The sequence below is a fragment of the Rhizobium sp. WSM4643 genome, from assembly GCF_025152745.1.
GTDB lineage: Bacteria > Pseudomonadota > Alphaproteobacteria > Rhizobiales > Rhizobiaceae > Rhizobium > Rhizobium leguminosarum_I.
This window is the reverse complement of record NZ_CP104040.1, coordinates 2,350,826-2,375,048: the sequence shown is the minus strand read 5'-3', so window position 1 is coordinate 2,375,048 and position 24,223 is coordinate 2,350,826. Positions and strand designations below refer to the sequence as shown.

21 protein-coding genes are annotated in these 24,223 nt (G+C 60.3%); 17 read left to right on the top strand and 4 right to left on the bottom strand.

The features are described 5' to 3' along the window. The first annotated feature begins 377 nt into the window (after positions 1 to 377). The 11 genes from N1937_RS11990 (at position 378) to N1937_RS11940 (ending at position 14,745) form a co-directional block, all read left to right on the top strand. Positions 378 to 1,613, top strand: coding sequence for an ABC transporter substrate-binding protein (locus N1937_RS11990; RefSeq protein ID WP_017964645.1), 1,236 nt, complete (start codon positions 378 to 380; stop codon positions 1,611 to 1,613). Between the two features lie 183 nt (positions 1,614 to 1,796). Beyond that, on the top strand, positions 1,797 to 2,702 hold the full coding sequence (locus tag N1937_RS11985) for a carbohydrate ABC transporter permease (protein WP_017964644.1): 906 nt from the start codon (positions 1,797 to 1,799) through the stop codon (positions 2,700 to 2,702). After that, complete coding sequence (locus N1937_RS11980) at positions 2,695 to 3,639, top strand: carbohydrate ABC transporter permease (protein WP_017964643.1); 945 nt, start codon at positions 2,695 to 2,697, stop codon at positions 3,637 to 3,639. The genes N1937_RS11985 and N1937_RS11980 overlap by 8 nt, the downstream gene beginning before the upstream one ends. 4 nt (positions 3,640 to 3,643) lie before the next feature. Then, positions 3,644 to 4,735, top strand: a complete 1,092-nt coding sequence (locus tag N1937_RS11975) for an ABC transporter ATP-binding protein (protein WP_017964642.1) — start codon at positions 3,644 to 3,646, stop codon at positions 4,733 to 4,735. A gap of 383 nt (positions 4,736 to 5,118) precedes the next feature. Next, complete coding sequence (locus N1937_RS11970) at positions 5,119 to 7,578, top strand: beta-mannosidase (protein ID WP_222294654.1); 2,460 nt, start codon at positions 5,119 to 5,121, stop codon at positions 7,576 to 7,578. A 37-nt stretch (positions 7,579 to 7,615) separates the two neighbouring features. Beyond that, a complete protein-coding gene (locus tag N1937_RS11965) occupies positions 7,616 to 8,377 on the top strand; it encodes a sugar phosphate isomerase/epimerase family protein (RefSeq protein WP_017964640.1) in 762 nt (253 codons plus the stop codon). A 9-nt stretch (positions 8,378 to 8,386) separates the two neighbouring features. Then, a complete protein-coding gene (locus N1937_RS11960; protein ID WP_260058897.1) occupies positions 8,387 to 9,520 on the top strand; it encodes a Gfo/Idh/MocA family protein in 1,134 nt (377 codons plus the stop codon). Positions 9,521 to 9,863: 343 nt separating this feature from the next. Next, positions 9,864 to 10,895: an L-glyceraldehyde 3-phosphate reductase gene (mgrA, locus tag N1937_RS11955; protein WP_170279286.1), complete on the top strand. Its 1,032-nt coding sequence runs from the start codon at positions 9,864 to 9,866 to the stop codon at positions 10,893 to 10,895. A gap of 96 nt (positions 10,896 to 10,991) precedes the next feature. Then, positions 10,992 to 12,605, top strand: a complete 1,614-nt coding sequence (locus N1937_RS11950) for a glycoside hydrolase family 43 protein (protein WP_017964637.1) — start codon at positions 10,992 to 10,994, stop codon at positions 12,603 to 12,605. A 455-nt stretch (positions 12,606 to 13,060) separates the two neighbouring features. Next, positions 13,061 to 13,987 (top strand): ABC transporter ATP-binding protein, encoded by a 927-nt coding sequence (locus tag N1937_RS11945; protein WP_162117695.1) that lies wholly within the window; start codon positions 13,061 to 13,063, stop codon positions 13,985 to 13,987. Continuing rightward, positions 13,984 to 14,745, top strand: a complete 762-nt coding sequence (locus tag N1937_RS11940; RefSeq protein ID WP_017964635.1) for an ABC transporter permease — start codon at positions 13,984 to 13,986, stop codon at positions 14,743 to 14,745. Before N1937_RS11945 ends, N1937_RS11940 begins: the two co-directional genes overlap by 4 nt. 455 nt (positions 14,746 to 15,200) lie before the next feature. Here N1937_RS11940 and N1937_RS11935 read toward each other — a convergent pair whose 3' ends face one another. Genes N1937_RS11935 through N1937_RS11925 form a run of 3 tightly spaced genes read right to left on the bottom strand, consistent with a single transcriptional unit; the run spans position 15,201 to position 16,918 of the window. Next, positions 15,201 to 15,902: a TIGR02281 family clan AA aspartic protease gene (locus N1937_RS11935; protein ID WP_162117697.1), complete on the bottom strand. Its 702-nt coding sequence runs from the start codon at positions 15,900 to 15,902 to the stop codon at positions 15,201 to 15,203. Beyond that, positions 15,899 to 16,117 carry a DUF1289 domain-containing protein gene (locus tag N1937_RS11930; RefSeq protein WP_170255707.1) on the bottom strand — a complete coding sequence of 73 codons (219 nt, stop codon included), beginning with the start codon at positions 16,115 to 16,117 and terminating at the stop codon, positions 15,899 to 15,901. Before N1937_RS11930 ends, N1937_RS11935 begins: the two co-directional genes overlap by 4 nt. Positions 16,118 to 16,135: 18 nt before the next feature. Continuing rightward, positions 16,136 to 16,918: an adenosylcobinamide-GDP ribazoletransferase gene (locus tag N1937_RS11925; RefSeq protein WP_162117699.1), complete on the bottom strand. Its 783-nt coding sequence runs from the start codon at positions 16,916 to 16,918 to the stop codon at positions 16,136 to 16,138. Between the two features lie 157 nt (positions 16,919 to 17,075). Between N1937_RS11925 and cobT the strand changes: the two genes are divergently transcribed. Both cobT and N1937_RS11915 read left to right on the top strand, forming a co-directional pair. Next, positions 17,076 to 18,092 carry a nicotinate-nucleotide--dimethylbenzimidazole phosphoribosyltransferase gene (cobT, locus tag N1937_RS11920; protein WP_017964630.1) on the top strand — a complete coding sequence of 339 codons (1,017 nt, stop codon included), beginning with the start codon at positions 17,076 to 17,078 and terminating at the stop codon, positions 18,090 to 18,092. A 136-nt stretch (positions 18,093 to 18,228) separates the two neighbouring features. Beyond that, positions 18,229 to 18,615, top strand: coding sequence for a diacylglycerol kinase (locus N1937_RS11915; RefSeq protein WP_026154182.1), 387 nt, complete (start codon positions 18,229 to 18,231; stop codon positions 18,613 to 18,615). 108 nt (positions 18,616 to 18,723) lie between these two features. Here N1937_RS11915 and N1937_RS11910 read toward each other — a convergent pair whose 3' ends face one another. Beyond that, positions 18,724 to 20,259, bottom strand: a complete 1,536-nt coding sequence (locus N1937_RS11910) for a sensor histidine kinase (RefSeq protein WP_162117700.1) — start codon at positions 20,257 to 20,259, stop codon at positions 18,724 to 18,726. Between the two features lie 106 nt (positions 20,260 to 20,365). On the opposite strand from N1937_RS11910, the gene N1937_RS11905 reads away from it, so the two are divergent. The 4 genes from N1937_RS11905 to N1937_RS11890 all read left to right on the top strand — a co-directional run bounded on the left by N1937_RS11905 (position 20,366) and on the right by N1937_RS11890 (position 23,858). Next, entirely contained in the window at positions 20,366 to 20,923 is a 558-nt protein-coding gene (locus tag N1937_RS11905; protein WP_170261101.1) for a thermonuclease family protein, read from the top strand. Between the two features lie 4 nt (positions 20,924 to 20,927). Beyond that, a complete protein-coding gene (locus N1937_RS11900; protein WP_017964626.1) occupies positions 20,928 to 21,560 on the top strand; it encodes a uracil-DNA glycosylase family protein in 633 nt (210 codons plus the stop codon). 69 nt (positions 21,561 to 21,629) lie between these two features. Continuing rightward, a complete protein-coding gene (locus N1937_RS11895; RefSeq protein WP_003540387.1) occupies positions 21,630 to 22,118 on the top strand; it encodes an Lrp/AsnC family transcriptional regulator in 489 nt (162 codons plus the stop codon). 717 nt (positions 22,119 to 22,835) lie between these two features. Beyond that, positions 22,836 to 23,858, top strand: a complete 1,023-nt coding sequence (locus tag N1937_RS11890; protein WP_017964625.1) for a porin — start codon at positions 22,836 to 22,838, stop codon at positions 23,856 to 23,858. Positions 23,859 to 24,223 lie beyond the last annotated feature (365 nt).

Sequence of the window (24,223 nt, the reverse complement as noted above, 5' to 3'; positions counted from 1 at the left end):
GCCGCATGCCAAAATCGCACCTCCCTGAGGAATGCAATCTGTAACGATACAGTAGAAATGTCGAGTGCTTTTTGTTGTGTGCATTGCAGCATGATACGCATAGGTTGAATCGGCAATTCGTGCTCTGTTTTTTTGCGATTGCGAAGAGGCCGAATCGCGCAACTAAATTTACTATTTAAAATTATTACGCAAATTCAGAAAGATAAATAGAAAACGCATGTGCGAGAACGGCCGACTGAATCTCGCTTCAGGGGATGCGGCGCTTCTGATGGAAACAGGCAGAAGTAGCATTTCGCGTTATCGCGGAAAAATTTGCGTGTGGAGAAATCGATTGATCTAAGTTTTTCCGGCAACGTTTCAGTGAGGGAGGAGAACTCATGAAAATCCGTATATTGGCGGCCGTGCTTGCCGCCTCGGTCGCGCTTCCGTTCGGCGCCGCCAACGCCACCGATCTCGAAGTCACGCACTGGTGGACTTCGGGCGGTGAATCCGCTGCCGTCGCCGAGCTGGCAAAGGCATTCGACGCCACCGGCAACCACTGGGTCGACGGTGCTATCGCCGGTTCCGGCGGCACTGCCCGTCCGATCATGATCAGCCGCATCACAGGCGGCGATCCGATGGGCGCCACTCAGTTCAACCATGGCCGCCAGGCCGAGGAACTCGTTCAGGCCGGCCTGATGCGCGACCTGACCGATGTGGCGACCGCCGAGCACTGGAAGGATATCATTCGTCCGTCGAGCCTGCTCGATTCCTGCACCATCGACGGCAAGATCTACTGCGCTCCCGTCAACATCCACTCCTGGCAGTGGCTGTGGCTTTCGAACGCCGCCTTCAAGAAGGCCGGCGTCGAAGTTCCGAAGAACTGGGATGAGTTCGTCGCTGCGGCTCCGGCTCTCGAAAAGGCCGGCATCATTCCGCTCGCCGTCGGCGGTCAGCCGTGGCAGGCGACAGGCGCCTTCGACGTGCTGATGGTTGCGGTCGCCGGCAAGGACACCTTCAACAAGGTCTTCAAGGACAAGGATGCGAAAGTTGCCGCCGGTCCCGAAATCGCCAAGGTGTTCAAGGCGGCCGACGACGCTCGGCGCATGGCCAAAGGCAGCAACGTCCAGGATTGGAACCAGGCCACCAACCTTGTCATCACAGGCAAGGCCGGCGGCCAGATCATGGGCGACTGGGCGCAGGGTGAGTTCGCGCTCGCCGGTCAGAAAGCCGGTACCGACTATACCTGCCTGCCGGGCCTCGGCGTGAACGAGATCATCTCGACTGGCGGCGACGCCTTCTACTTCCCGCTGCTGAAGGACGAAGAAAAGTCCAAGGCGCAGGCCGTGCTTGCCAAGACCCTGCTCGATCCGAAGACCCAGGTTGCCTTTAACCTGAAAAAGGGTTCGCTGCCGGTTCGCGGCGACGTCGATCTCGCTGCCGCCAACGACTGCATGAAGAAGGGTCTCGACATCCTGGCCAAGGGCAACGTGATCCAAGGCACCGACCAACTGCTTTCGGCCGACAGCCAGAAGCAGAAGGAAGACCTTTTCTCCGAATTCTTCGCCAATCCGTCGATGACGCCGGAAGACGCCCAGAAGCGTTTCGCCGGGATCATCGCTTCTGCTGACTGATCAGCAGATTCGCTGCCCTTGCGGTCCGGCTCCCATAGGAGCCGGATCGTTCCGGACGGTCGGTGATGGTCCGGCGGGCGGCGGCGTCTCTCTGGTATCTTCAGCAGGTCTCAGAGGTGGAGACGACAGGCGGCGCCTTGCCGTTCTGTTAGTTGTCGCAGTTGCGATTGAGGAGAAGTGTTTATGACGGGTCAAGCGCGAGCAGGCCGGCCAAACAAGTTGCTGCGCAATCTGAATGCCAAGATTGCGTCTATCCCGATGATCCTGACAGCGCTGGTGATCTTTGTCGGCGGCACGTTTTGGACGGTCTTTTATTCTTTCACCAATTCCAAGCTCCTTCCGCGGTTGAGCTTTGTCGGCTTCGATCAGTACCAGCGCCTCTGGGCGGCACCCCGCTGGGTGACGGCGATCGAGAATCTGGCTGTCTACGGCATCCTCTCGCTGATCTTCAGCCTGGTCATCGGTTTCATGCTCGCCGCGCTGATGGACCAGAAAATCCGCTTCGAAAACACCTTCCGCACCATCTTTCTCTATCCCTTCGCGCTGTCCTTCATCGTGACGGGCCTCGTCTGGCAATGGGTTCTGAACCCCGATTTCGGCATTCAGGCGGTGGTCCGCTCGATCGGGTGGACGAGTTTCACCTTCAATCCGCTCTATACGCCTGAAATCGTCATCTACGGCATTCTGATCGCGGCGCTGTGGCAGGGAACGGGTCTCGTCATGTGCCTGATGCTTGCCGGCTTGCGTGGGATCGACGAGGACATCTGGAAAGCGGCGCGCGTGGACGGCATTCCGATGTGGAGGACCTATCTCTTCATCGTGATCCCGATGATGCGGCCGGTCTTTATCACGACGATCGTGATCATCGCCTCCGGCATCGTCAAGGTCTACGACCTCGTGGTCGCGCAGACATCGGGCGGACCGGGCATCTCTTCGGAGGTGCCGGCGAAATATGTCTACGACTACATGTTCCAGGCGCAGAACCTGGGGCAGGGCTTTGCCGCCTCGACCATGATGCTCGTCACTGTCGCGATCATCATCGTTCCATGGGCTTATCTGGAATTCGGCGGAGGGCGCAAACGTGGCTGATATAGAAACGCTCAACACGGTTGTTGCCGGGATGGACGCCGTTGCACCAAAACTCGGCGAAGGCCCCAGCGGCCCCCGGCCACGCCCGGCGCTGTCGGCGCGCAACATCATGCTCTACGGTACGCTGATCGTTGCAGCGCTTTACTACCTGCTGCCGCTCTATGTGATGGTGGTGACTTCGCTGAAGGGCATGCCGGAAATCCGGCTCGGCAACATCTTTTCGCCGCCGGTGGAGATCACCTTCGAACCCTGGGTGAAAGCCTGGGCGCAGGCCTGCACCGGCCTCAACTGCGATGGTTTGTCGCGCGGTTTCTGGAATTCGGTGCGCATCACGGTGCCGTCGGTCGTCATCTCTATCGGGATCGCCTCGGTGAACGGCTACGCGCTGGCAAATTGGCGCTTCAGAGGCTCTGAGCTTTTCTTCTCGATCCTCATTATCGGGGCATTTATTCCCTATCAGGTGATGATCTATCCGATCGTCATCATCCTGCGCGAAATCGGCATCTACGGCACACTGACCGGCCTCGTCATCGTGCATTCGATCTTCGGTATGCCGATCCTGACGCTGCTCTTCCGCAATTATTTCGTGTCGCTGCCGGAGGAATTGTTCAAGGCGGCGCGTGTCGACGGGGCGGGCTTCTGGCAGATCTTCCTGCGGATCATGCTGCCGATGTCGCTGCCGATCTTCGTCGTTGCGATGATCCTGCAGGTGACCGGCATCTGGAACGACTTCCTGTTCGGCGTGGTCTTCACCCGGCCGGATACCTATCCGATGACCGTGCAGCTCAACAATATCGTCAATTCCGTCCAGGGCGTGAAGGAATACAACGTCAACATGGCGGCAACGATCCTGACGGGTCTCGTGCCGCTCATCGTCTACTTCGTGTCGGGACGGCTGTTCGTCCGCGGCATCGCCGCCGGCGCAGTGAAGGGTTGATCTCATGAATATGAATGCAAGCGTCTCCATCAAGGATCTGTCCCTGAACTTCGGTGCGGTGAGCGTGCTGAAGGATCTCAACCTCGACATCAATGATGGCGAATTTCTCGTGCTGCTCGGCTCGTCCGGCTGCGGCAAGTCGACCTTGCTGAATTGCATCGCCGGCCTGCTCGATGCCTCGGAAGGGCAGATCTTCATCAAGGGCAAGAACGTTACCTGGGAAGAGCCTAAGGACCGCGGCATCGGCATGGTGTTCCAGTCCTATGCGCTCTATCCGCAGATGACCGTCGAGAAGAACCTGTCCTTCGGTCTTCGCGTTGCCAAGGTTCCTCAGGCAGAGATCGACAAGCGGGTGGCGCGTGCCTCCGAAATTCTGCAGATTCAGCCGCTGCTGAAGCGCAAGCCGGCCGAGCTTTCCGGCGGCCAGCGCCAGCGCGTGGCGATCGGCCGGGCACTGGTGCGCGATGTCGACGTCTTCCTGTTCGATGAGCCGCTGTCCAATCTCGACGCCAAACTCCGCTCGGAGCTGCGCGTCGAGATCAAGCGCCTGCACCAGTCGCTGAAGAACACGATGATCTACGTCACCCACGACCAGATCGAGGCGCTGACGCTCGCCGACCGCATCGCCATCATGAAGAGCGGCATCATTCAGCAGCTCGACGATCCGACGACGATCTACAACAGGCCGCGCAATCTGTTCGTCGCCGGTTTCATCGGCTCGCCGTCGATGAATTTCCTGCACGGCGAGCTGGTCAAATCAGGCGGCGGCATTGCCTTTTCAGCCAACGGCGTCATTTTCTCGCTCGCTGCCTACGACGCCAGCGAGATGCTGCAGCCCGGCCGCAAAGTGGTGCTCGGCGTTCGTCCAGAACACATCAAGGTCAACGAGAATACCGGCGGCGAAGAACATGACGCCACCGTCGATATCGAGGAGCCGATGGGCGCGGACAATCTGCTGTGGCTGAAACACGCCGGTCACACGATGTCGGTACGTGTCAACGGCGCACGCCGCTTCAACGTCGGAGCCAAGGTGAAGCTCAGCTTCGACATGACGGTCGCCTCGGTCTTCGACGCCGAAACGGAGGACAGGATTTAATTGGCCGTCAGGCCTCCCACCGCTCCTGTCCGATCCCCTGGCTCCGGCGGAGAAGAAGGGGACCGAGGCTCTGCTACACATCTCTTCTCCCCAGCGGGGAGAAGGTGCCGGCAGGCGGTTGAGGGGGTGAGCGACGACAGGAGCGAATGCACTGAGCGGAAGCGAAGGGCAATGAAGGGTGTGCCGTGTGGCCCCCTCATCCGACCCTTCGGGCCACCGACCAGGGTCGAGCCGCGGGTCTCGACCCGTCCTCCGGACCCCCGCTGGGGAGAAGCGGGGAGCCAAGCCGGAACCTCAGTCATCCACCGGACCCTGCCGAACGACAACGACCGGACGACGACCAAGCGCCGTCTCTTTCAAAATCATAAATCGGAAACGATATCGTGACGCATCGATCAACTACTCCCAACATCGATCTTTCCGGTTCGTGGCAGCTCGCCTCCGTCGACGGCGAGATCCGCACCGCGATCATGCTGCCGGGCGACGTGCACACGGCGCTGCACCGGGCAGGACTGATCCCCGATCCCTATTTCGGCCGCAACGAGGAAAAGGTGCAGTGGGTCGCGGAACGTGAATGGGCTGTCGAGCGCAGCTTCACGCTTCCTGAGGTCGAGGGCGACTGGTATCTCGATATCGACTATCTCGACACGGTCGCCAGCGTCCACGTCAACGGCTTCCTGGCGCTCGAAGCCGATAACAGCTTCCGCCGCTACCGGCCCGATGTCTCCAGCATGCTGAAATCAGGCGACAACAGCATCCGCATCGTCTTTGCCTCCAACATCGCCGTCGGCGCTGCGCGACAGAAACAGCAGCCCTTCTACATTCCCTACAGCACCGGTAATTCGCCAATCCCCGACGGCAACATGCTGCGCAAGCCGCAATGCCATTTCGGCTGGGACTGGAACATCGCCATTGCCCCGCTCGGCCTTTATGGGACGATCGCGCTGAAGAAGCTCGAAACCGCGCGCATCGAACATGTGGTCACCCGCCAGACCCACAATAACGACGGCACAGTCGATCTCAAAGTGACGGCGACGCTGTTTTCCAAGGGACCAGATATTGCCCAGGTCTATTTCGAGCTCGACGGCGAGCGCGTGCGCCTGGATGTCGGCGTCAATGGCGAGACCCATGTCAACCACCTCTTCCATATCGACAATCCACGCCTCTGGTGGCCCTCCGGCAGCGGCGAGCAGGCGCTCTACAGGCTTTGCGTCGAATTGCCGACGGATGAGGTGACCAAGCAGATCGGCCTTCGCACCATCGAACTGATCACCACGCCGGATGCGTCAGGCAGCCGCTTCGCCTTCAAGGTCAACGGCCGCGAGATTTTCTGCCGCGGCGCCAACTGGATCCCGGCCGACGCGCTGTTTTCGCTGTCTTCGCCTGAGAAGACCGAGGATCTGCTGCAATCGGCCAAAGCCGCCAATATGAACATGATCCGCGTCTGGGGCGGCGGCTTCTATGAGCAGGATCATTTCTACGATCTCTGCGACCGGCTGGGCCTCATGGTCTGGCAGGACTTCATGTTCGCCTGCAACCTCTACCCCTCGACCGAGGACTTCCTCGACAATGTAACGATCGAGGTCGATTACCAGGTGCGCCGGCTCTCCTCGCATCCGTCGATCGCGCTCTGGTGCGGGGACAACGAGCTGGTCGGGGCGCTGACCTGGTTCGAGGAATCGAGGAAGGACCGCGACCGCTATCTCGTCTCCTATGATCGGCTCAACCGCACGATTGAGCAGGCGGTGAAGAAGGCGCTGCCCGGCGCGCTCTGGTGGCCGTCGAGCCCGGCGTCCGGCTATCTCGATTTCGGCGATGCCTGGCATGCCGACGGTTCCGGCGACATGCATTACTGGTCGGTCTGGCACGAGAACAAGTCGTTCGACAATTACCGTTCGGTGCGTCCGCGCTTCTGCTCGGAATTCGGCTTCCAGTCCTATACCTCGCTGCCTGTGATCAGGACCTATGCCGAGGAGAAGGACATGAACGTCGCTTCCCCCGTCATGGAGCTTCACCAGAAGAATGCCGGCGGCAACGAGCGCATCGCCGCCACGATGTTCCGTTATTTCCGCTTCCCCAAGGATTTTCCGAACTTCGTCTATCTGTCCCAGATCCAGCAGGGGCTGGCGATCAAGACGGCGGTGGAATACTGGCGGTCGCTCAAACCCCATTGTATGGGTACGATCTACTGGCAGCTCAACGACACCTGGCCGGTGGCCTCCTGGTCGAGCCTCGATTACGGCGGCCGCTGGAAGGCGATGCACTACCTCGTCAAGCGCTTCTTCCAGCCGGTCGCGGTCGCTGCCATTCCTTCCGATGACGGAGAGACGATCCGCCTCTCGCTGGTCAATGACACGCTTGCCGATGTCAGCGTTGATCTTGCAGTCTCGATCCTGACGGTAAAGGGCGAACGCCGGCACCTGAAGGACGTGAAGGCTGTGTGTTCGCCGGATGCGGCCGTCACTGCCACGAGCATTGACGTCTCCGATATTCCCGAGGGAACGCTGCTTGCCTGGCACTTCACCGCGTCGAACGGTACGGGCGGCGAGGGGCATTACGTCAACGGCACATACAAGGCGCTGGAGCTGGAGCCCTCGGGCCTGACAGTTACCCACGAATATGTCGAGGAGAATGGTTCCGTCGACATCAACGTCACCGCTAGTGGACTTGCGCTTTTCGTGATGATCGAAACCGAGACCGACGGCAAATATTCCGACAACGCCTTCGATCTTGCGGCCGGCGAGAGCCGCCGCATCACCTTTACTCCGGCACGGCCGCTTGATCGTGGCGCACTTCCGGAGTTCCGGTTCTACGACCTGTATTCCTGCCAGTCGGCGGATTGATCTTGCAAGAATGGGCACGAGGCCCAAGGAGAACATGATGACGAAACTCAGCTACCAGCTCTATAGCGCCCGCAACTTCCAGCCCTATTCTGTGATTTTCGAAAAGCTCGGCAAGGCTGGCTATGCCGAAGTCGAAGGCTTCGGCGGCATCTATGCCGATCTCGACGATGCCGGGCTGAAGAGCCTTCGCGCCGATCTCGACAAGAATGGCCTGGTCATGGCGACCGGCCATTTCAGCCCTGATTTTCTGGAGAAGGAAGTTCAGAAGTCGCTTGATATTGCCAAGATCCTCGGCATGGATTCGATCTATGCGCCACATCTGGCGGCCGAAGAACGCCCGTCCGACGCTGCCGGCTGGGTCGCGTTCGGCAAGCGCCTGCAGGAGATCAGCAAGCCTTATAAGGCTGCCGGCTACGAATTCGGCTGGCACAATCATGATTTCGAATTCTTCAAGCTGCAGGACGGCTCGCGGCCGATCGAGCACATCTTCGAAGGCGCGCCCGATATTTCCTGGGAAGCCGACATTGCCTGGGTCATCCGCGGCGGCGCCGACCCATTCGCCTGGATCGAGAAGCTTGGGTCCCGCATCACCGCCGTGCACGTCAAGGACATCGCGCCGGCTGGCGAGGCGACGGATGAGAGCGGCTGGGCCGATGTCGGTCACGGCAAGGTCGAGTGGGCCAGGCTGATGACGGCGTTGCGCGCCACCAAGGCCAAGCACTACGTCGTCGAACACGATAACCCGAATGACATCGATCGCAACATCAGCCGCTCGATCGCATCCTTCCAGACCTACTGAGGCTTCATCATGACCAAGGAACTTGGCGTCGGCATCATCGGATGCGGCAACATCTCCACCACTTATTTCTCGCTGGCACCGCTCTTTAAGGGGTTGAAGGTGCTCGCCTGCGCCGATATCAACGTGCAGGCGGCCGAGGCGCGGGCCGAGGAATATGGCGTCAAAGCGCAGACGATCGACGAGCTTCTCGTTAATGACGAGATCGACGTCATCGTCAACCTGACGATCCCGGATGCGCATTTCCGGGTATCGAAGGCGATCCTCGAGGCCGGAAAACACGTCTATTCCGAAAAGCCGTTGGTGCTTTCGCTCGAAGAGGGCGAGGAGCTTCGTCGCATCGCCAAGGAAAAGAACCTCGCCGTCGGCTGCGCCCCCGACACATTCCTCGGCGGCGCCCATCAACTCGCCCGCAAGTTCATCGACGACGGCGGCATCGGCCGGGTGACCTCGGGCGCCTGTTACGTGATGAGCCCCGGCATGGAAATGTGGCATCCGAACCCGGATTTCTTCTTCCTGGCGGGCGGCGGCCCGATCCTCGATCTCGGCCCTTATTACATCGCCAATCTGATCAACCTGATCGGACCGGTGAAGCGGGTCGGCGGCATGACCTCGATGGCGTCGCCCACCCGCACGATCACCAGCGCGCCGCGCAATGGCGAGATCATCCCAGTCAAGACGCCGACGACGATCCAGGCGCTGCTCGAATTCGTCAACGGCGCCACGGTGACGCTGACGGCAAGCTGGGATGTGTGGTCGCACCGCCATGCCAATATGGAACTCTACGGCACCGACGGTTCGCTCTACGTTCCGGATCCGAACTTCTTCGGCGGCGTGGTCGAGGCAAGCGGCCGTGACAAGGACATCAAGCCGCTCGATGCCTGGGAGCATCCATTCGGCAAGATCAACCAGGAAAACCCGAGCGGATCGCGGGCCAACTACCGCACCGCCGGCTTGGCCGACATGGCGATGTCGTTGATCGAGGGCCGCGATGCGCGCTGCTCGCTCGACCGCACGCTGCACGGCGTCGACGTCATGACATCGATCCTGAAATCGGGCGAAGAGGGCCGTTTCATCGACCTGACCACGACCTGCACGCAGCCGGCCGCGCTTGGTATCGAAGAGGCGCAAGCGCTCTTGAAGTAAGGTGAGGCTTGATTTGGGCTTGGCTAAAGCCGGTCCCGGATCATCATGGCACCACGCTAGTGTCGTCATCCTCGGGCTTGTCCCGAGGATCTACTGATGGCGCGGCAGATCCTCGGGACAAGCCCGAGGATGACGGTGTTTGAGGGCAGGGCCTGCCATCAGGCAATGTCAGTATGCGAAGTCGTCGAGAACACGCGCCATATGCTTGCCGTACGGATGCGCTTGATCCAATAGTGCCGGCGCGCTTGGCCTGACATGAGGGCGGCGACGTTTTTAGCTTTCGACCGCCGCTCTAGGCGGATACGAAAGAGAAGCAATTTTTATAAGTTGAGGAGACATTCAGATGAGCTGGCAACCGGCCGCAGACCGCTATTCGAAAATGAAATATAACCGCACGGGCCGTTCCGGCCTGAAGCTGCCGGCCGTCTCGCTCGGCCTCTGGCACAATTTCGGCGGCGACACGCCGCATGACCGCAAGATCGACATGTGCCGCACGGCCTTCGACCTCGGCATCACCCATTTCGACCTCGCCAACAATTACGGCCCGCCGCCCGGCAGTGCCGAAACTGCCTTCGGCGAAATCCTGCGCACCGAATTCGTCGGGCTTCGCGACGAGTTGATCATATCATCCAAGGCCGGCTACGACATGTGGCCTGGCCCTTACGGCGAATGGGGCAGCCGTAAGTATCTGATCGCCTCCTGCGACCAGAGCCTGAAGCGGATGGGCCTCGATTATGTCGACATCTTCTATTCGCACCGCTTCGACCCGGAAACGCCGCTGGAAGAAACCTGCGGCGCGCTCGATCATATCGTCCGTTCCGGCCGAGCGCTCTATGTCGGCATTTCCTCCTACAATTCGCAGCGCTCGCGAGAAGCCGCCGCAATCCTCAAGGAGCTTGGTACGCCGTGCCTGATCCACCAGCCGAGCTATTCGATGCTCAACCGCTGGGTCGAGGACGACAGGCTGCTCGATACGCTGGATGAGATCGGTATGGGCTCGATCGTCTTCTCGCCGCTTGCCCAGGGCATGCTGACAACGAAATATCTCGGCGGCATTCCCGAAGACAGCCGCGCGGCGCAGAACCACTTTCTCAAGCGCGACTACATCCGCCCCTCGATCATCGACAATATCCGCAAGCTCAACGAGATCGCCGAAAGGCGCGGCCAGACGCTGGCGCAGATGGCGATCGCCTGGGTACTGCGCGGCGGCCGCGTGACCTCGGCGCTGATCGGCGCCAGCCGCTCGTCGCAGATCGTCGATTGCGTCAAGGCGCTCGACAACCTCGATTTCAGCGTCGAGGAACTTGCCGAGATCGACGTCTATGCCCGCGAGGCCGACATTAACCTCTGGGCCAAGTCGGCCGAACGCGAATAGTCATCTCAGGCCCGGAGGCAAGTCTTCCAGGCCTTTTTCTGCTATAATCTGACGTACGTACAGCAAAAAGAACCGCTGGTCGGAGGAGACCCTGTCATGATCCGCAACCCCATCCTGCCCGGGTTCAACCCCGATCCGTCGATCTGCCGCGTCGGTGCGGATTATTACATCGCCACCTCGACCTTCGAATGGTATCCCGGCGTGCAGATCCACCATTCGCGCGACCTGGTGAACTGGACGCTGGTGCGCCGGCCGCTGGAGCGGCGATCGCAGCTCGACATGCGCGGCAATCCGGATAGCTGCGGCATCTGGGCGCCGTGCCTGTCCTATGCCGACGGGCAGTTCTGGCTGGTCTATACCGACGTCAAACGCTACGACGGCAACTTCAAGGATGCGCCGAACTATATCGTCACGGCACCTACGATCGAGGCCGATTGGTCCGAGCCGGTCTATGTCAATTCCTCCGGCTTCGATCCCTCGCTCTTCCACGACGATGACGGCCGGAAATGGTTCGTCAACATGCAGTGGAACCACCGCACCGAAAGCTATGGCGGCTCGCCGAAATCGCCGGCCTTTGACGGCATCCTGCTGCAGGAATGGGATCCGGCGACAAAGGCGCTGAAGGGTCCGATCAAGAACATCTTCGCCGGCAGCCCGCTCGGCCTCGTCGAAGGACCGCATCTCTTCAAGCGCAACGGTTGGTATTACCTGACCACCGCCGAGGGCGGCACCGGCTACGACCACGCCGTCACCATGGCGCGGTCGCGTGATATCGACGGGCCCTATGAGATGCATCCGAACATGCATCTCATCACCTCCAAGGATCATCCGGGCGCAGTGCTGCAGCGAGCAGGGCATGGCCAATATGTCGAGACGCCGGAGGGGGAGGCCTATCACACCCATCTTTGCGGCCGGCCGTTGCCACCGAAACGGCGCTGTACGCTGGGGCGCGAGACGTCCTTACAGAAATGCGTCTGGCGCGACGATGACTGGCTCTATCTTGAAAACGGCACCTCAGTGCCCGATGTCGATGTGCCGGGCCTCTTTGGCGCGGTGCCGGTGGAAAAGCCGATGCGCAGCGAATACAGCTTCGATGGCGGCACGCTGCCCGCCGATTTCCAATGGCTGCGGACGCCAGAGCCCGCGCGCATCTTCAACCTGACGGATCGTCCCGGCCATCTGCGCCTGATTGCGCGCGAAAGCATCGGCTCCTGGTTCGAACAGTCGCTGGTTGCCCGCCGCCAAGAGCATCACAGTTTCCGTGCCGAGACCGTGATCGAATTCTCGCCCGACACCTACCAGCAGGTGGCGGGGCTGACGCATTACTACAACCGTCACAAATTCCACGCCGTCGCCGTGACGCTGCACGAAACACTCGGTCGCTGTGTGACGATCCTCTCCTGCAACGGCGACTACCCGAACGGACGCCTGAGCTTTCCCGCCGAAAGCGGCGTGGCGATTGCCGCCGAGGGCCGTGTCCAGCTCGCCATGGAAATCCGCGAGAACGACCTGCAATTCTTCTGGCAGACCGAAGGCAAGGGCGCTTGGCAGCCGATCGGTCCGGTCCTCGACGCCGGTGTGATCTCAGACGAGGGCGGACGCGGCGAACATGGCTCCTTCACCGGCGCTTTCGCCGGCGTGTTTGCCTTCGATACGTCAGGCCGGGCGAAGATCGCGGATTTTGACTGGTTCAATTACGACGAGCTGTGAGGCGCGCCCCCTGTTGCATTCACCCGCGGTGGACCACGGAAAGAACGAGGTGCTGAACAAAAAAAGAAAGCCGGCGCAAGGCCGGCTAAGACGAACGCGGCTGAACAGGGGATACTGGCCGGTTCCAAGCACTTCGTGACTGAACAATAACTCTCACTACATGCCGAGGCAGCAAAAATGGGGCGCAACGAGAACACCCGGAGACGGCTCCGCAAAGGGGTGGGCGGCGGGGCGGATGCCGGTGCTGACCTCGGCTCTCTTATCGGGCACGAAGATCACCGGATGATGACATCTGAAGCCGGTCGCTGCCTTTCTTTCGCCGGCCAACCGCTTCGGCGGGCCAACTGTGTTGGCAGCGCGCGAATGCAGTGTTCATAGGCTTAAGGATGTTAAAGCGTTACAAAGGGACTATATAGCGGGCCGAAGTAACCTCCGAGAATCCACAAGAGTCCTGTATGACCCCCATCATTTCCGTTCAGAACCTCACCAAGACCTATGCCAATGGGTTCGAGGCCCTGAAGGGCATCAACCTCGACGTCGAAAAGGGTGAGATTCTGGCGCTGCTCGGGCCGAACGGTGCCGGCAAGACGACGCTGATCTCGATCATTTGCGGCATCGCCAATCCGAGCGGCGGCCGGGTACTGGTCGCCGGCTCCGACGTCGTGAAGGATTTCCGCACCACCCGCGGGATGATCGGGCTGGTGCCGCAGGAGCTGACGACCGATCAGTTCGAAACGGTGTTCAATACGGTGAGCTTTTCGCGCGGTCTGCACGGCAAGAAAGCCAATCCTGCCCATATCGAGAAGGTGCTGCGCGCGCTCTCGCTCTGGGACAAGAAGGACAATATGCTGCGCCAGCTCTCAGGCGGCATGAAGCGGCGGGTGCTGATCGCCAAGGCGCTATCCCATGAGCCGGATATTCTTTTCCTCGACGAGCCGACCGCCGGCGTCGACGTGACGCTGCGCAAGGACATGTGGCATGTCGTCGAAGAGCTTCGGGCCTCCGGCGTCACCATCATCCTGACCACCCATTATATCGAAGAGGCCGAGGAAATCGCTGACCGCGTCGGCGTCATCAATGGCGGCGAATTGCTGCTCGTGGAAGAGAAGGCGGCGTTGATGGCCAAGCTCGGCCGCAAGCAGCTCATCCTCGATCTCACAGAACCGCTCGACCGACTGCCGGATTGTTTTGCCGGCAATGGACTGACGCTGGAGGCAGACGGCAACCGCCTGACCTATGATTTCGACACTGACGACGAGCAGGAAAGCATTGCGGCTCTGCTGACCCGGCTCGGCGAGAACAATATCCATTTCAAGGATCTCTCGACGCGGCAAAGCTCGCTTGAGGACATCTTCGTGGCGCTGGTGGGAGCGAGCAAATGAACGTTGAGGCCGTCAAATCCATCTATTTCTTCGAGATGGCGCGCACGCGCCGCACGCTTCTGCAGAGCGTCATCTCGCCCGTGATCTCAACTTCGCTCTATTTCATCGTCTTCGGTGCCGCTGTGGGATCACGTATTCAGGAGGTGGAGGGCGTGTCCTACGGCGCCTTTATCACGCCCGGCTTGATCATGCTGACGCTGCTCGGCCAGTGCATCAGCAACGGCTCCTTCGGCATCTATTTCCCGAAATTCACCGGCACGATCTACGAGGTGCTTTCGGCCCCGGTGGCGATGACTGAGATCCTGCTCGGTTATGTCGGGGCGGCGGCGACCAAGGGCATGATCATCGGCTTCATCATCCTCCTGACTGCCAATCTCTTCGTTGATGTCAGGATCGAGCATCCCTTCATGATGATCCTATTTTTCCTGTTAACGGCGATCACCTTCAGCCTGTTCGGCTTCATGATCGGCATCTGGGCCGGTAATTTCGAACAGCTGAACCTCATTCCCATGCTGGTCGTGCCGCCGCTGACCTTCCTCGGCGGCAGCTTCTATTCCGTCAGCATGCTGCCGCCGTTCTGGCAGGCGGTCAGCCACCTCAACCCGGTGCTCTATCTCGTCAGCGGCTTCCGCTGGAGTTTTTACGGGATCGCCGATGTCAATCCGGCGATCAGCCTGGCGATGATCACGATGTTTCTGGTGATTTGCCTGGGAACACTCGCCTGGATCTTCAAGACAGGTTACCGGCTGCGGAACTGATCCGGCCCTCAGGAAGTGCGGCAATTTCAATATGAAAGATTGCTCAGCAAGACGTTATCGGTCATGGGGCAATCTGATGGTCGGCAGCAGTGTGCTTGGATGCCTCGCAATCGCATCCATCTATTTGCCTAGCCCCGCAGCAAAGTCTCTCGCAGAAGCCGCCGATGATGATCGGCCAGAGTGAATTCATTGCGAAACTCCTGTCGCACCCATGGGTCGAAGGCCTCGCCTCGCGCGAAGGCCGGTCGAACATGCGGTGCCACCAGACTACAGCGCCGCGCGTCTTTTCAGACGCGCAAAGGACGCTGTAGCACTTTGAATTGTTGCATAATTCCGTAAATCGATTCCGATTTAAGGAATTATGCGGCAGGAGTTTCTTTTTGCTCTTTGTGGTCTGTTGTTCTTGGGCTCAAGCTGCCAGATCCCGGTCGTCGCCGTAAAGCGGCGGAGCCGAATTAATCGCGCATGCGGAGTTCGTCGGTCCGCATCTGCAGCGAGCCCAGCGTTTCCAGGAAGCTCATGCCGAGCAGGCTCTGGTCGAGCCGGCCATCCTCGGAGACGCTGGCTGCGACATTGTTGCGGATGATCGGGCCGATCGCCACCTGGTCGAGGGTGACGGGTGCTGCGCGGCCGCGGCCGTTGGCGGTCATGACAGTCATGGAATAGGTGAGGCGGGAGAGGTCGATGCCGATCCTTTCGGCATCTTCGCGCGACAGCGCCACCATGCTGGCGCCGGTATCGACGAGCATCTCGATCGTCTGGCCATTGACCACGACATCGGCTTCGAAATGGCCGTTCAGCAGCTTGTGCAGAATGATTTCCTGGCCGCCCTCGCTTGTCGTGACGACAACGGCACGGCCGGGAACGAGGCCGGCGAGCAGCCTGTTGCCGACGCCCAGTGCTTCCTGGCGATAGAGATAGACGGTCACGAGCGCCAGGATGATGACCAGCCAGATCATCATCTGGCGCATCGTTTCGCCGACGCTGCGCCGGCTCGCCCAGATGCCGGCCGATAGCATCAGCGCGATCGGCAGCAGGTAGACGACACGGCCGAAGTCATCACTCTGCAGGCCGAGGATGCGGCTGTTGTCATTGTTGACGATCAGCACGGCAAGGCCGATGCCGATTACGACGAGGAAGACGGTCAAACGAATCATAAAGGCCGCTCCGGCCCGGCGACGAGGCTTGATTTCATATGGTTCGACACCGTGGCGGCGCTTGCGAGCCTTGGCGGCAGCAGTGCCATGATCCGTCTTCGCTCGGTGTCGGAGTAGCTCGTCCAGCTGCCGATTTCCTCAAGAGTCCGGCCGCATCCGGCGCAAAATCCGGTGGCTGAAACGAGAGAGCAGAGGTGAATGCAGGGTGTTTGCATGAAGGATATATCGGAGTTTCAAAGAGCCGTGGCAAGGGCGCAAAGAGTGGCGATCTCGCAAATCTGCTGCGTCGCGCCCAGCGTATCGCCGGTGTGGCCGGCAAGCTTGCGGCGGATGAAAGCGGTGAAGGCAAGACCTGCGATGCCGGTGGCGAGCAGGCTTGCGATGAGCGGCCGCAGGCCGAAAGCCGGCCAGATCAGAAGCGTTGCGACGAGGCCGGCCGAGGCGAGCGCAAACTGCATCGCCGCCTCGTCCGGCTGGCCGGTCGAAGCGGCTACGCCATCGGCCTTTGCCGGCGGCAGCCGTTGCCAGTGCCAGGCGATGGCGCCGCGACTGAGTGCCGCAACGGCGGGAATGGCAAGGGCGGCAGCGAGCGGCGAGGAATGGCCGGCGATAGCGGCAAGCGCGGCTGCGCGGATCGCGAAGGAGAGGATCAGCGCTATCGCGCCATAGGTGCCGATCCGGCTGTCCTTCATGATGAGGAGGCTCTGCTCGCGGCTCTTGCCGCCGCCAATGCCATCGGCCGCATCGGCCAGGCCGTCCTCGTGCAGCGCCCCGGTCACGATGACCTGAACGGAAAGCGCGATCAGGGCCGCCATCAGCGGATCGGCGCGCAGCCCCAAAAGCAGGAGGAGGGCGAGTGCGGGGACGAAGCCGATGACGATGCCTGCGAGGGGAAAGGCGCGCACCAGCCGGCCAAGTCTGCCGTCATAGCTTTTGAACAGCGATTGCGGCAGGGGAATGCGGCTGAGGAAGGCGACGGCGCGGGCGGTATCGACCGCATGATCCTTGATCTTCATTCTACTTCGTTCCGGCCGGAGGCCTCGGCTTATGGTCGCGGCGGCGCTTTTGGAGTTGTTCGCCTCGTCCGCCCGCTTTAAGAGAGTTGCCACCCGCAAGGAAGCTGATTTGCGTGGAAAAAACAAGAATACCCGGATTCATAGGAAAACCGCACAAATGAGCGTTTCAGGCCTGCCGTTCGACGATTTCCGTACCTTGCTCCGCGACCTGCCGGGGCCGGATGCCCGCGCGCTGGTGGCTGCCCGCGAACGCGACGCGCAACTGACCAAGCCGCCGGGCGCGCTCGGACGGCTCGAGGAGATCGCCTTCTGGCTTGCAGCCTGGACGGGCCGCACACCCGCCGTCAATCGGCCGCTGGTGGCGATCTTTGCCGGCAATCACGGTGTCACCAAACAGGGCATCACGCCCTTTCCGCCGACGGTGACGCAACAGATGGTCGAGAACTTCGCGGCCGGCGGTGCTGCGATCAACCAGATCTGTGTTGCCTATGATCTCGGGCTGAAAGTCTTCGACCTGGCGCTCGATTATCCCACCGGCGACATTACCGAAGAGGCAGCGCTTTCCGAGCGCGATTGCGCCGCGACCATGGCCTTCGGCATGGAGGCGATCGCCGGCGGCACCGACCTGCTTTGCATCGGCGAGATGGGCATCGGCAATACGACGATTGCGGCGGCGATCAACTATGCGCTCTACGGCGGTTCGGCGCGCGACTGGGTGGGACCCGGCACCGGTTCGGAAGGCGAGATGCTGGAGCGCAAGATCGCGGCGGTGGAAAAGGCAGTTGCACTGCATGGTGACCATCTCGACGATCCGCTCGAGATCATGCGCCGGCTCGGCGGCCGCGAGATCGCGGCGATGGCCGGCGCCATTCTTGCCGCCCGCATGGAGCGCATCCCGGTGCTGATCGACGGTTATGTCGCGACCGCAGCGGCGGCGATCCTGAAAGCCGCCAATCCATCCGCGCTCGATCACTGCCTGATCGGCCATGTCTCCAGCGAGCCCGGACATTTGCGCTCGATCGAGATGCTCGGCAAGACGCCGCTTCTAGCGCTCGGCATGCGGCTCGGCGAAGGCACCGGTGCGGCGCTTGCCGCCGGTATCGTCAAGGCGGCTGCGGCCTGTCATTCCGGCATGGCGACCTTCGCCCAGGCCGGTGTGTCGAATAAGCATTAAGGCCGCGGTGGGCGCCGGTCCGCACGCGTTCGCTTGCGCGTCTCAAGTGGATTCGGTATTTGCGTATTCGCTCATCAAAGAGGAGACGGCAAAGCCTCTCCCGGTCGGCGATGCAACGGGAAGAGGAGAGGGCATCTTGACGAAGCCTGCGGTGACGAAAGAGAGCGGACTTCGGCATTTCATCGCCGCCGCCAGCTACTCTTGGGCGGGCTTCTTGCGGGTGCTGAAAGAGGCGGCCTTCCGCCAGGAACTCGGTTTCTTCGTCGTTTCGATCGCGGCGCTGGCGCTGGTGGGAGCGACTGCGGGCGAGATCGTCGTCGCGGTGCTTCTGTTTCTCGGGCTCTTTTCGATGGAGGCGATGAATACCGCCGTTGAAGAGGTGATCGACCGGATTTCGCCGGAGATTTCAATCGTCGGCAAACATGCCAAGGATCTCGGCTCCTTCGCGGTGACCTGCATGATCGCCGCCTGCAGCCTCTATCTCGGCTTCGTCCTCGGCAAGCACCTGTTCTTCGGATCCTGATGATTTCACACTGGATCGGCCTGAAGTCATCCGGATCCAGGTCTAAAAATTGGATCATGACGTTGCCCGAAAACCGCTCACGCTTTTCGGCATCATGCTTTAGCTGAATCAGGCAAAACTTTTGCGTTTGCGCGCGATGGCCTGAGCCTCCTCGACGGCGGGCAGGCTCTGGAGCACGCGCTTGGCGGGCAGGATGGCGATGACTTCGGTGCCCTCGCGCAGCTTCGATTTCAGCAGGAACTGTCCGTCATGTTTGGCAAGGATCGCCTGGACGATCGGCAGGCCGAGGCCTGTACCCTGTTCGGCGCTCTTGATGGCGATCGAGCCCTGGCCAAAGGCCGACAGGACGACGGGAATCTCTTCTTCCGGAATACCGGGGCCGTTGTCCTTGATCGAGATGTACTGTCCGCCGCCAGCTGTCCAGCCGACCTTGACGTGGATCTCGCCGCCCTGCGGCGTGAACTTGACGGCATTGGAGAGTAGGTTGAGAACCACCTGGCGCATCGACTTCTCATCCGCCCAGATGGCCGGCAGCTGCCGCTCGAACTGGTCCGAAATGGCAATGTTCTTGGCGCGGGCGCGCAGCTGGACCATGCCGATGCAATCTTCGGTGATATCGAGCAGCGAAATCGCCTCCTCGCTCAGTTCGTATTTGCCAGCCTCGATGCGCGACAGGTCGAGGATCTCGTTGATGAGATCGAGCAAGTGCTGGCCGGAACGGTGGATATCGCCGGCATATTCCTTGTAGGTCGGATTGGCGAGCGGTCCCATGACTTCGGCCGACATCACCTCGGAAAAGCCGAGGATGGCGTTGAGTGGGGTCCTGAGCTCGTGCGACATGGAGGCAAGGAAGCGCGACTTGGCGAGGTTTGCCTCCTCGGCGCGGCGGCGAGCCTCGTCCGACATCGATTTCGCCACTTCCAGCTCGGCGATCAGGTCGTCCTTCTCCGACTGATAGGAGAGAATCCTGAGGTTCGACTTGAAGAGCCGATCGCTGATATAATTGAAGAAGACAAGGGTGGTGGTGAAGGCCCCGGTCAGGCTGATCTCGAGGAGGTCGCGTGACAGGCCGCTCTTGGCGGCGAGTGCCAGGACCGCAGGTGAAAAGGCAGCGAGCACGGCCGGCGTCAGCATGAAGTTCGACATCGCCGTGACGGAGAGCGCAATCAGCAACGTCGCGCCCTTATAAAGAATGAAGCTCGACGGCTCGCAGGTGTCGCAGCCCTGCAGCGCAAAGACGGCCCAGCAGCAGCCGAGGAGGAACTGGCCGGAGAGCAGCAGCCGGCGCCATTTGCGGGCGCTGTCGGAGGTAATCTCCTGCCGGCGCGCGCGCCTTGCGAGCAGGATATTGCCAGCGTGACAGGTGAGCGTCAGCAGCGCCCAGAAGAGCAATTGCGTGTTCTGGGTGAAATAGACGCCAAGCGCGGTGATGATGACGACGAAGAGCGGCATGATCGTCGCGCTCTGCAGCACCGACGCCACATACATCTTGAGCACGTCAAGATCGAAGGAGGAATTGGACGCGTGGCCGGACTGAAGACGTTCGCGCGTCTGCCGCACGGCCTTGGAAACGGCCTTGTTGCGGTGGCTGCGCGACCTGTCGACGATGATCTTGTCGGTCGATGTGCTTACGCCGGTACTCATGTGCACGTTGAAACTTCATCCCAGGGTGGATAAGAGCTTAACCGACAATTCTTAAGAAGATGTTTGCCATCTTTGCCAAGGATTTGTTTTTTAAGGAGGCGAAAGCGTGACAAGGGGCCTGCGCCTGATTCGCGACGGCGTGACCGCTTTTGCTCTGCTGGCGCTCGTGGCGCTGATTGCCGCCAAGCTCAACGATGCAGCAAAAATCGAGCATACCGGCGCCTTTCATGCTGCCGACGGCGACAGTCTGACATTGGGAGACGAACGTCTGCGCCTCGAAGGCGTCGATGCGCCGGAGCTCAACCAAAGCTGCGAGCGGGCGGGGAAAGCCTGGGCCTGCGGGCGCGCGGCGCGCGCGGCGCTGCAGGAGATGGTGCTGGCATCGGGAACACTCTGTCAGGGCAGCCGGCGTGACCGCTACGACAGGCTGCTCGTCATCTGCCGGAGCGGGGCAGGCGGCGACATCAATGCCGCCATGGTGCGCGAGGGCATGGCCATTTCCTATGGCGATTATGGCAAAGAGGAGGCCGAGGCGAGAGCTCGGAAGGCTGGCCTCTGGGCCGGAACTTTCGAGCGGCCGCGCGACGTGCGCGATCATGCGCGCCAGAGGTCTGGTTTCGACGGCGCCTTGCGCTTCATCGCGCGGATCGTCGGATGGGAGTAAAGTCATGACCGACGAAGCCATGCTGGAGACGCTCCGGCGGGAGATCGCCTCCTGCCGGATCTGTCGTGACGCACCGGCGAAAGGCCCCGAACACCGGCTGCCGCACGAGCCGCGGCCGGTGGCGGTGATCTCGTCGAGCGCGCGCATCCTGATCGCCGGGCAGGCGCCGGGGCTTCGGGTGCATGAGAGCGGCCTGCCATTCGACGATGCCTCGGGCGACCGGTTGCGGTCATGGCTTGGTGTTGACAGGGCAAGCTTCTACGACCGCGGGCGATTCGCCATCGTGCCCATGGGCTTCTGCTTTCCTGGCTATGACGACAAGGGCGCCGATCTGCCGCCGCGGCGCGAATGCGCGCCGTTCTGGCGGCAAAGAGTGATCTCAGCCATGCCGCAAATCGAACTGGTGCTGGTCATCGGCCAATATGCGCAGGCCTGGCATATGGCCGGTGAAAGGCGGGACAATATGACCGAGACGGTGCGAGCATGGCGTGACTGTCTTCTGTCCGACCGATCGCCGGCCGTGCTGCCGCTGCCGCATCCGAGCTGGCGCAACAGCGGCTGGCTGAAGCGCAATCCCTGGTTCGAGAAAGAATTGCTCCCGGTCTTGCAGGAACGGGCGAAAACGCTGCTTTCCTGAAACAAAATTCTTTTAGTTGCGCGGAATCGAGTTATACAAAGAAAATAATTCGAAAGGACTGTTGTGCGCATGGACCGCCTCGACCGAAAAATACTGCGTCTTCTGCAAGAAGATTCGACGCTTGCCGTTGCCGATCTTGCCAAGAAAGTGGGTCTCTCGACGACGCCATGCTGGCGGCGCATCCAGAAGATGGAAGAAGACGGCGTCATCAAGCGCCGAGTCGCCATCCTCGATCCGGAAAAGGTCAATACCAAGGTCACCGTCTTCGTGTCGATTCGCACTGCCACCCATTCGATCGAATGGCTGCGCCGCTTTTCCGAGGTGGTCGCCGAATTCCCCGAAGTGGTCGAATTCTACCGGATGAGTGGCGATGTCGATTATCTCTTGCGAGTCGTCGTGCCCGATATTGCCGCCTATGACGCCTTTTATAAGCGGATGATCGCCAAGATCGAGATTCGCGACGTTTCCTCCGCCTTTGCGATGGAGCAGATCAAGTATTCGACGCAGTTGCCGCTCGACTACATGATTCTCGATAATGCCAAATCCAACGAGGATTGAGGCCAAGCGTGCGGCCGTGACCGCACGCGACACTGCAAAGTCCAGCGCGGCCTCATGCCAGGCGTGAGTCTGCGACCTCGGATATGCCCGTTAGAGGCGACTTGTGACATCCAAGCCGCACGTGGGAATGCCAGTTGGCATGGCCGAGCTTAGGCATGTGCGGTCCCTCGACTGAAAAAAAGCCTCAAAAATAGCGAAAAAACGCTCAAATCGAACCAAATTCCTGGAAAAATGAATAGCCTGGTAAGGATTCTGGGGTTATGGTCGATGAAACCAGTGGGCGATATGTCATAATTTTGTCTCATTGGTATCGAATTCAGAACACCATGTTCTAAACCGCCACCTTGTTTGTGCTTGTTAGCCGGCGGTAGAGTTTATGCGCTTCACCAGTATGTTCGACGGGGTCGGACGGTGGAGAATTTGACAATGGGGTATAGCGTGTGCGGCTTGCGATGGAAGATTTCCGTCGCGGAGCCGTTTGGCGTGTTTTTCGTCTAAATACTTGAAATTGTTGTATAAAAATCACGTTGCCGGGGAAAGTAGCCCGTGAGAACCCATCTGGCGTACATCGAGAATTGCTTGATAGAGCCTTGTATGTGATGACGGTTTGGCGGTTCGATCGATCCGCACGCCGAGATGGCTGTTCAAACTGGGCCGGCTTCAAATCGACTACCCGATCTGAAGCCAGCCCCGATCGACAAAGGAATGGATTGGTAAATGAACATCAGAATGGTTTTGCTTGCATCAGCAGCAGCATTTGCTGCATCGACGCCGGTTCTTGCAGCTGACGCTATCGTTGCTGCTGAGCCGGAACCGGTTGAATATGTTCGCGTCTGCGACGCTTACGGTACCGGCTACTTCTACATCCCGGGCACCGAAACCTGCCTCAAGATCGAAGGCTACATCCGTTTCCAGGTTAACGTCGGCGAAGATGTCGGCGGCGATTCGGACTGGGATGCCGTCACCCGCGGTCAGGTTCAGTTCACGGCCAAGAGCGACACCGAGTATGGTCCGCTGACCGGCGTCATCGTCATGCAGTTCAATGCTGACAATGCCACCGATCAGGACGCCATCCTCGACTCCGCTTACCTCGACGTCGCGGGCTTCCGCGCCGGTCTGTTCTACAGCTGGTGGGACGATGGTCTCTCTGGCGAAACCGACGACATCGGCTCGGTCGTAACGCTGCACAACTCGATGCGTTACCAGTACGAAAGCGGCACCTTCTACGCCGGCCTCAGCGTCGACGAACTGGAAGACGGCGTTTACAAAGCCGGCGAAGAAGCTAACAACGTTGGCGTTGCCTTCGGCGTTGGCGGCACTGCCGGCGCATTCAGCTACCAGGTCACTGGCGGCTGGGACTTCGACAACGAAGATGGCGCAATCCGCGCAATGGGTACGGTTGACATCGGCCCCGGCACGCTCGGCCTCGCCGGCGTATACTCTTCCGGCCCGAACTCCTACTACTCCTCGGCTGAATGGGCTGTTGCTGCCGAATACGCAATCAAGGCAACCGACAAGCTGAAGATCACGCCGGCCGTTCAGTACTACGGCAACTACTTCGGCGGCTCCAAGGTCGTTCCGGATGACTTCGACGGTCTCGGCGATGCCTGGAAGGTCGGTCTGACGGTTGATTACCAGATCGTCGACAACTTCTACGCCAAGGCTTCGGTTCAGTACCTCGATCCGGATGATGGTGACGACTCCACGACGGGCTACTTCCGTCTGCAGCGTTCGTTCTAATCCACTTGGTGGATATGCTCCCGGTCCTCGGACCGGGAGCAGTTAAATCAGTTTCTGATCCGAGTGACCTCCGATCAGCTACGGGGACGGGTCCGGTCTTCCCTGCCGGACCGTCCTTGCAGCGTTTTTGACGCCCAGTCTTTCAGGATTGTCTTTCAGGTGAGCCGAAAGCTACGTTGCTTATCGCATCGGCATTTTGTTAGCCTCGTTTATTGAGGCATCCCCGTTTTCGATTTTTCAAGCGAGCTGGATCGGCCGAGATATTGCCGTGCGGACGGCCGTCTTCGTCTGGGTTGGCTGGCTTTGCGGCAACGGGCCGTGACAAGAAAGTCCAATGCCGACAATGTGATTACAGCTTTTTGGCG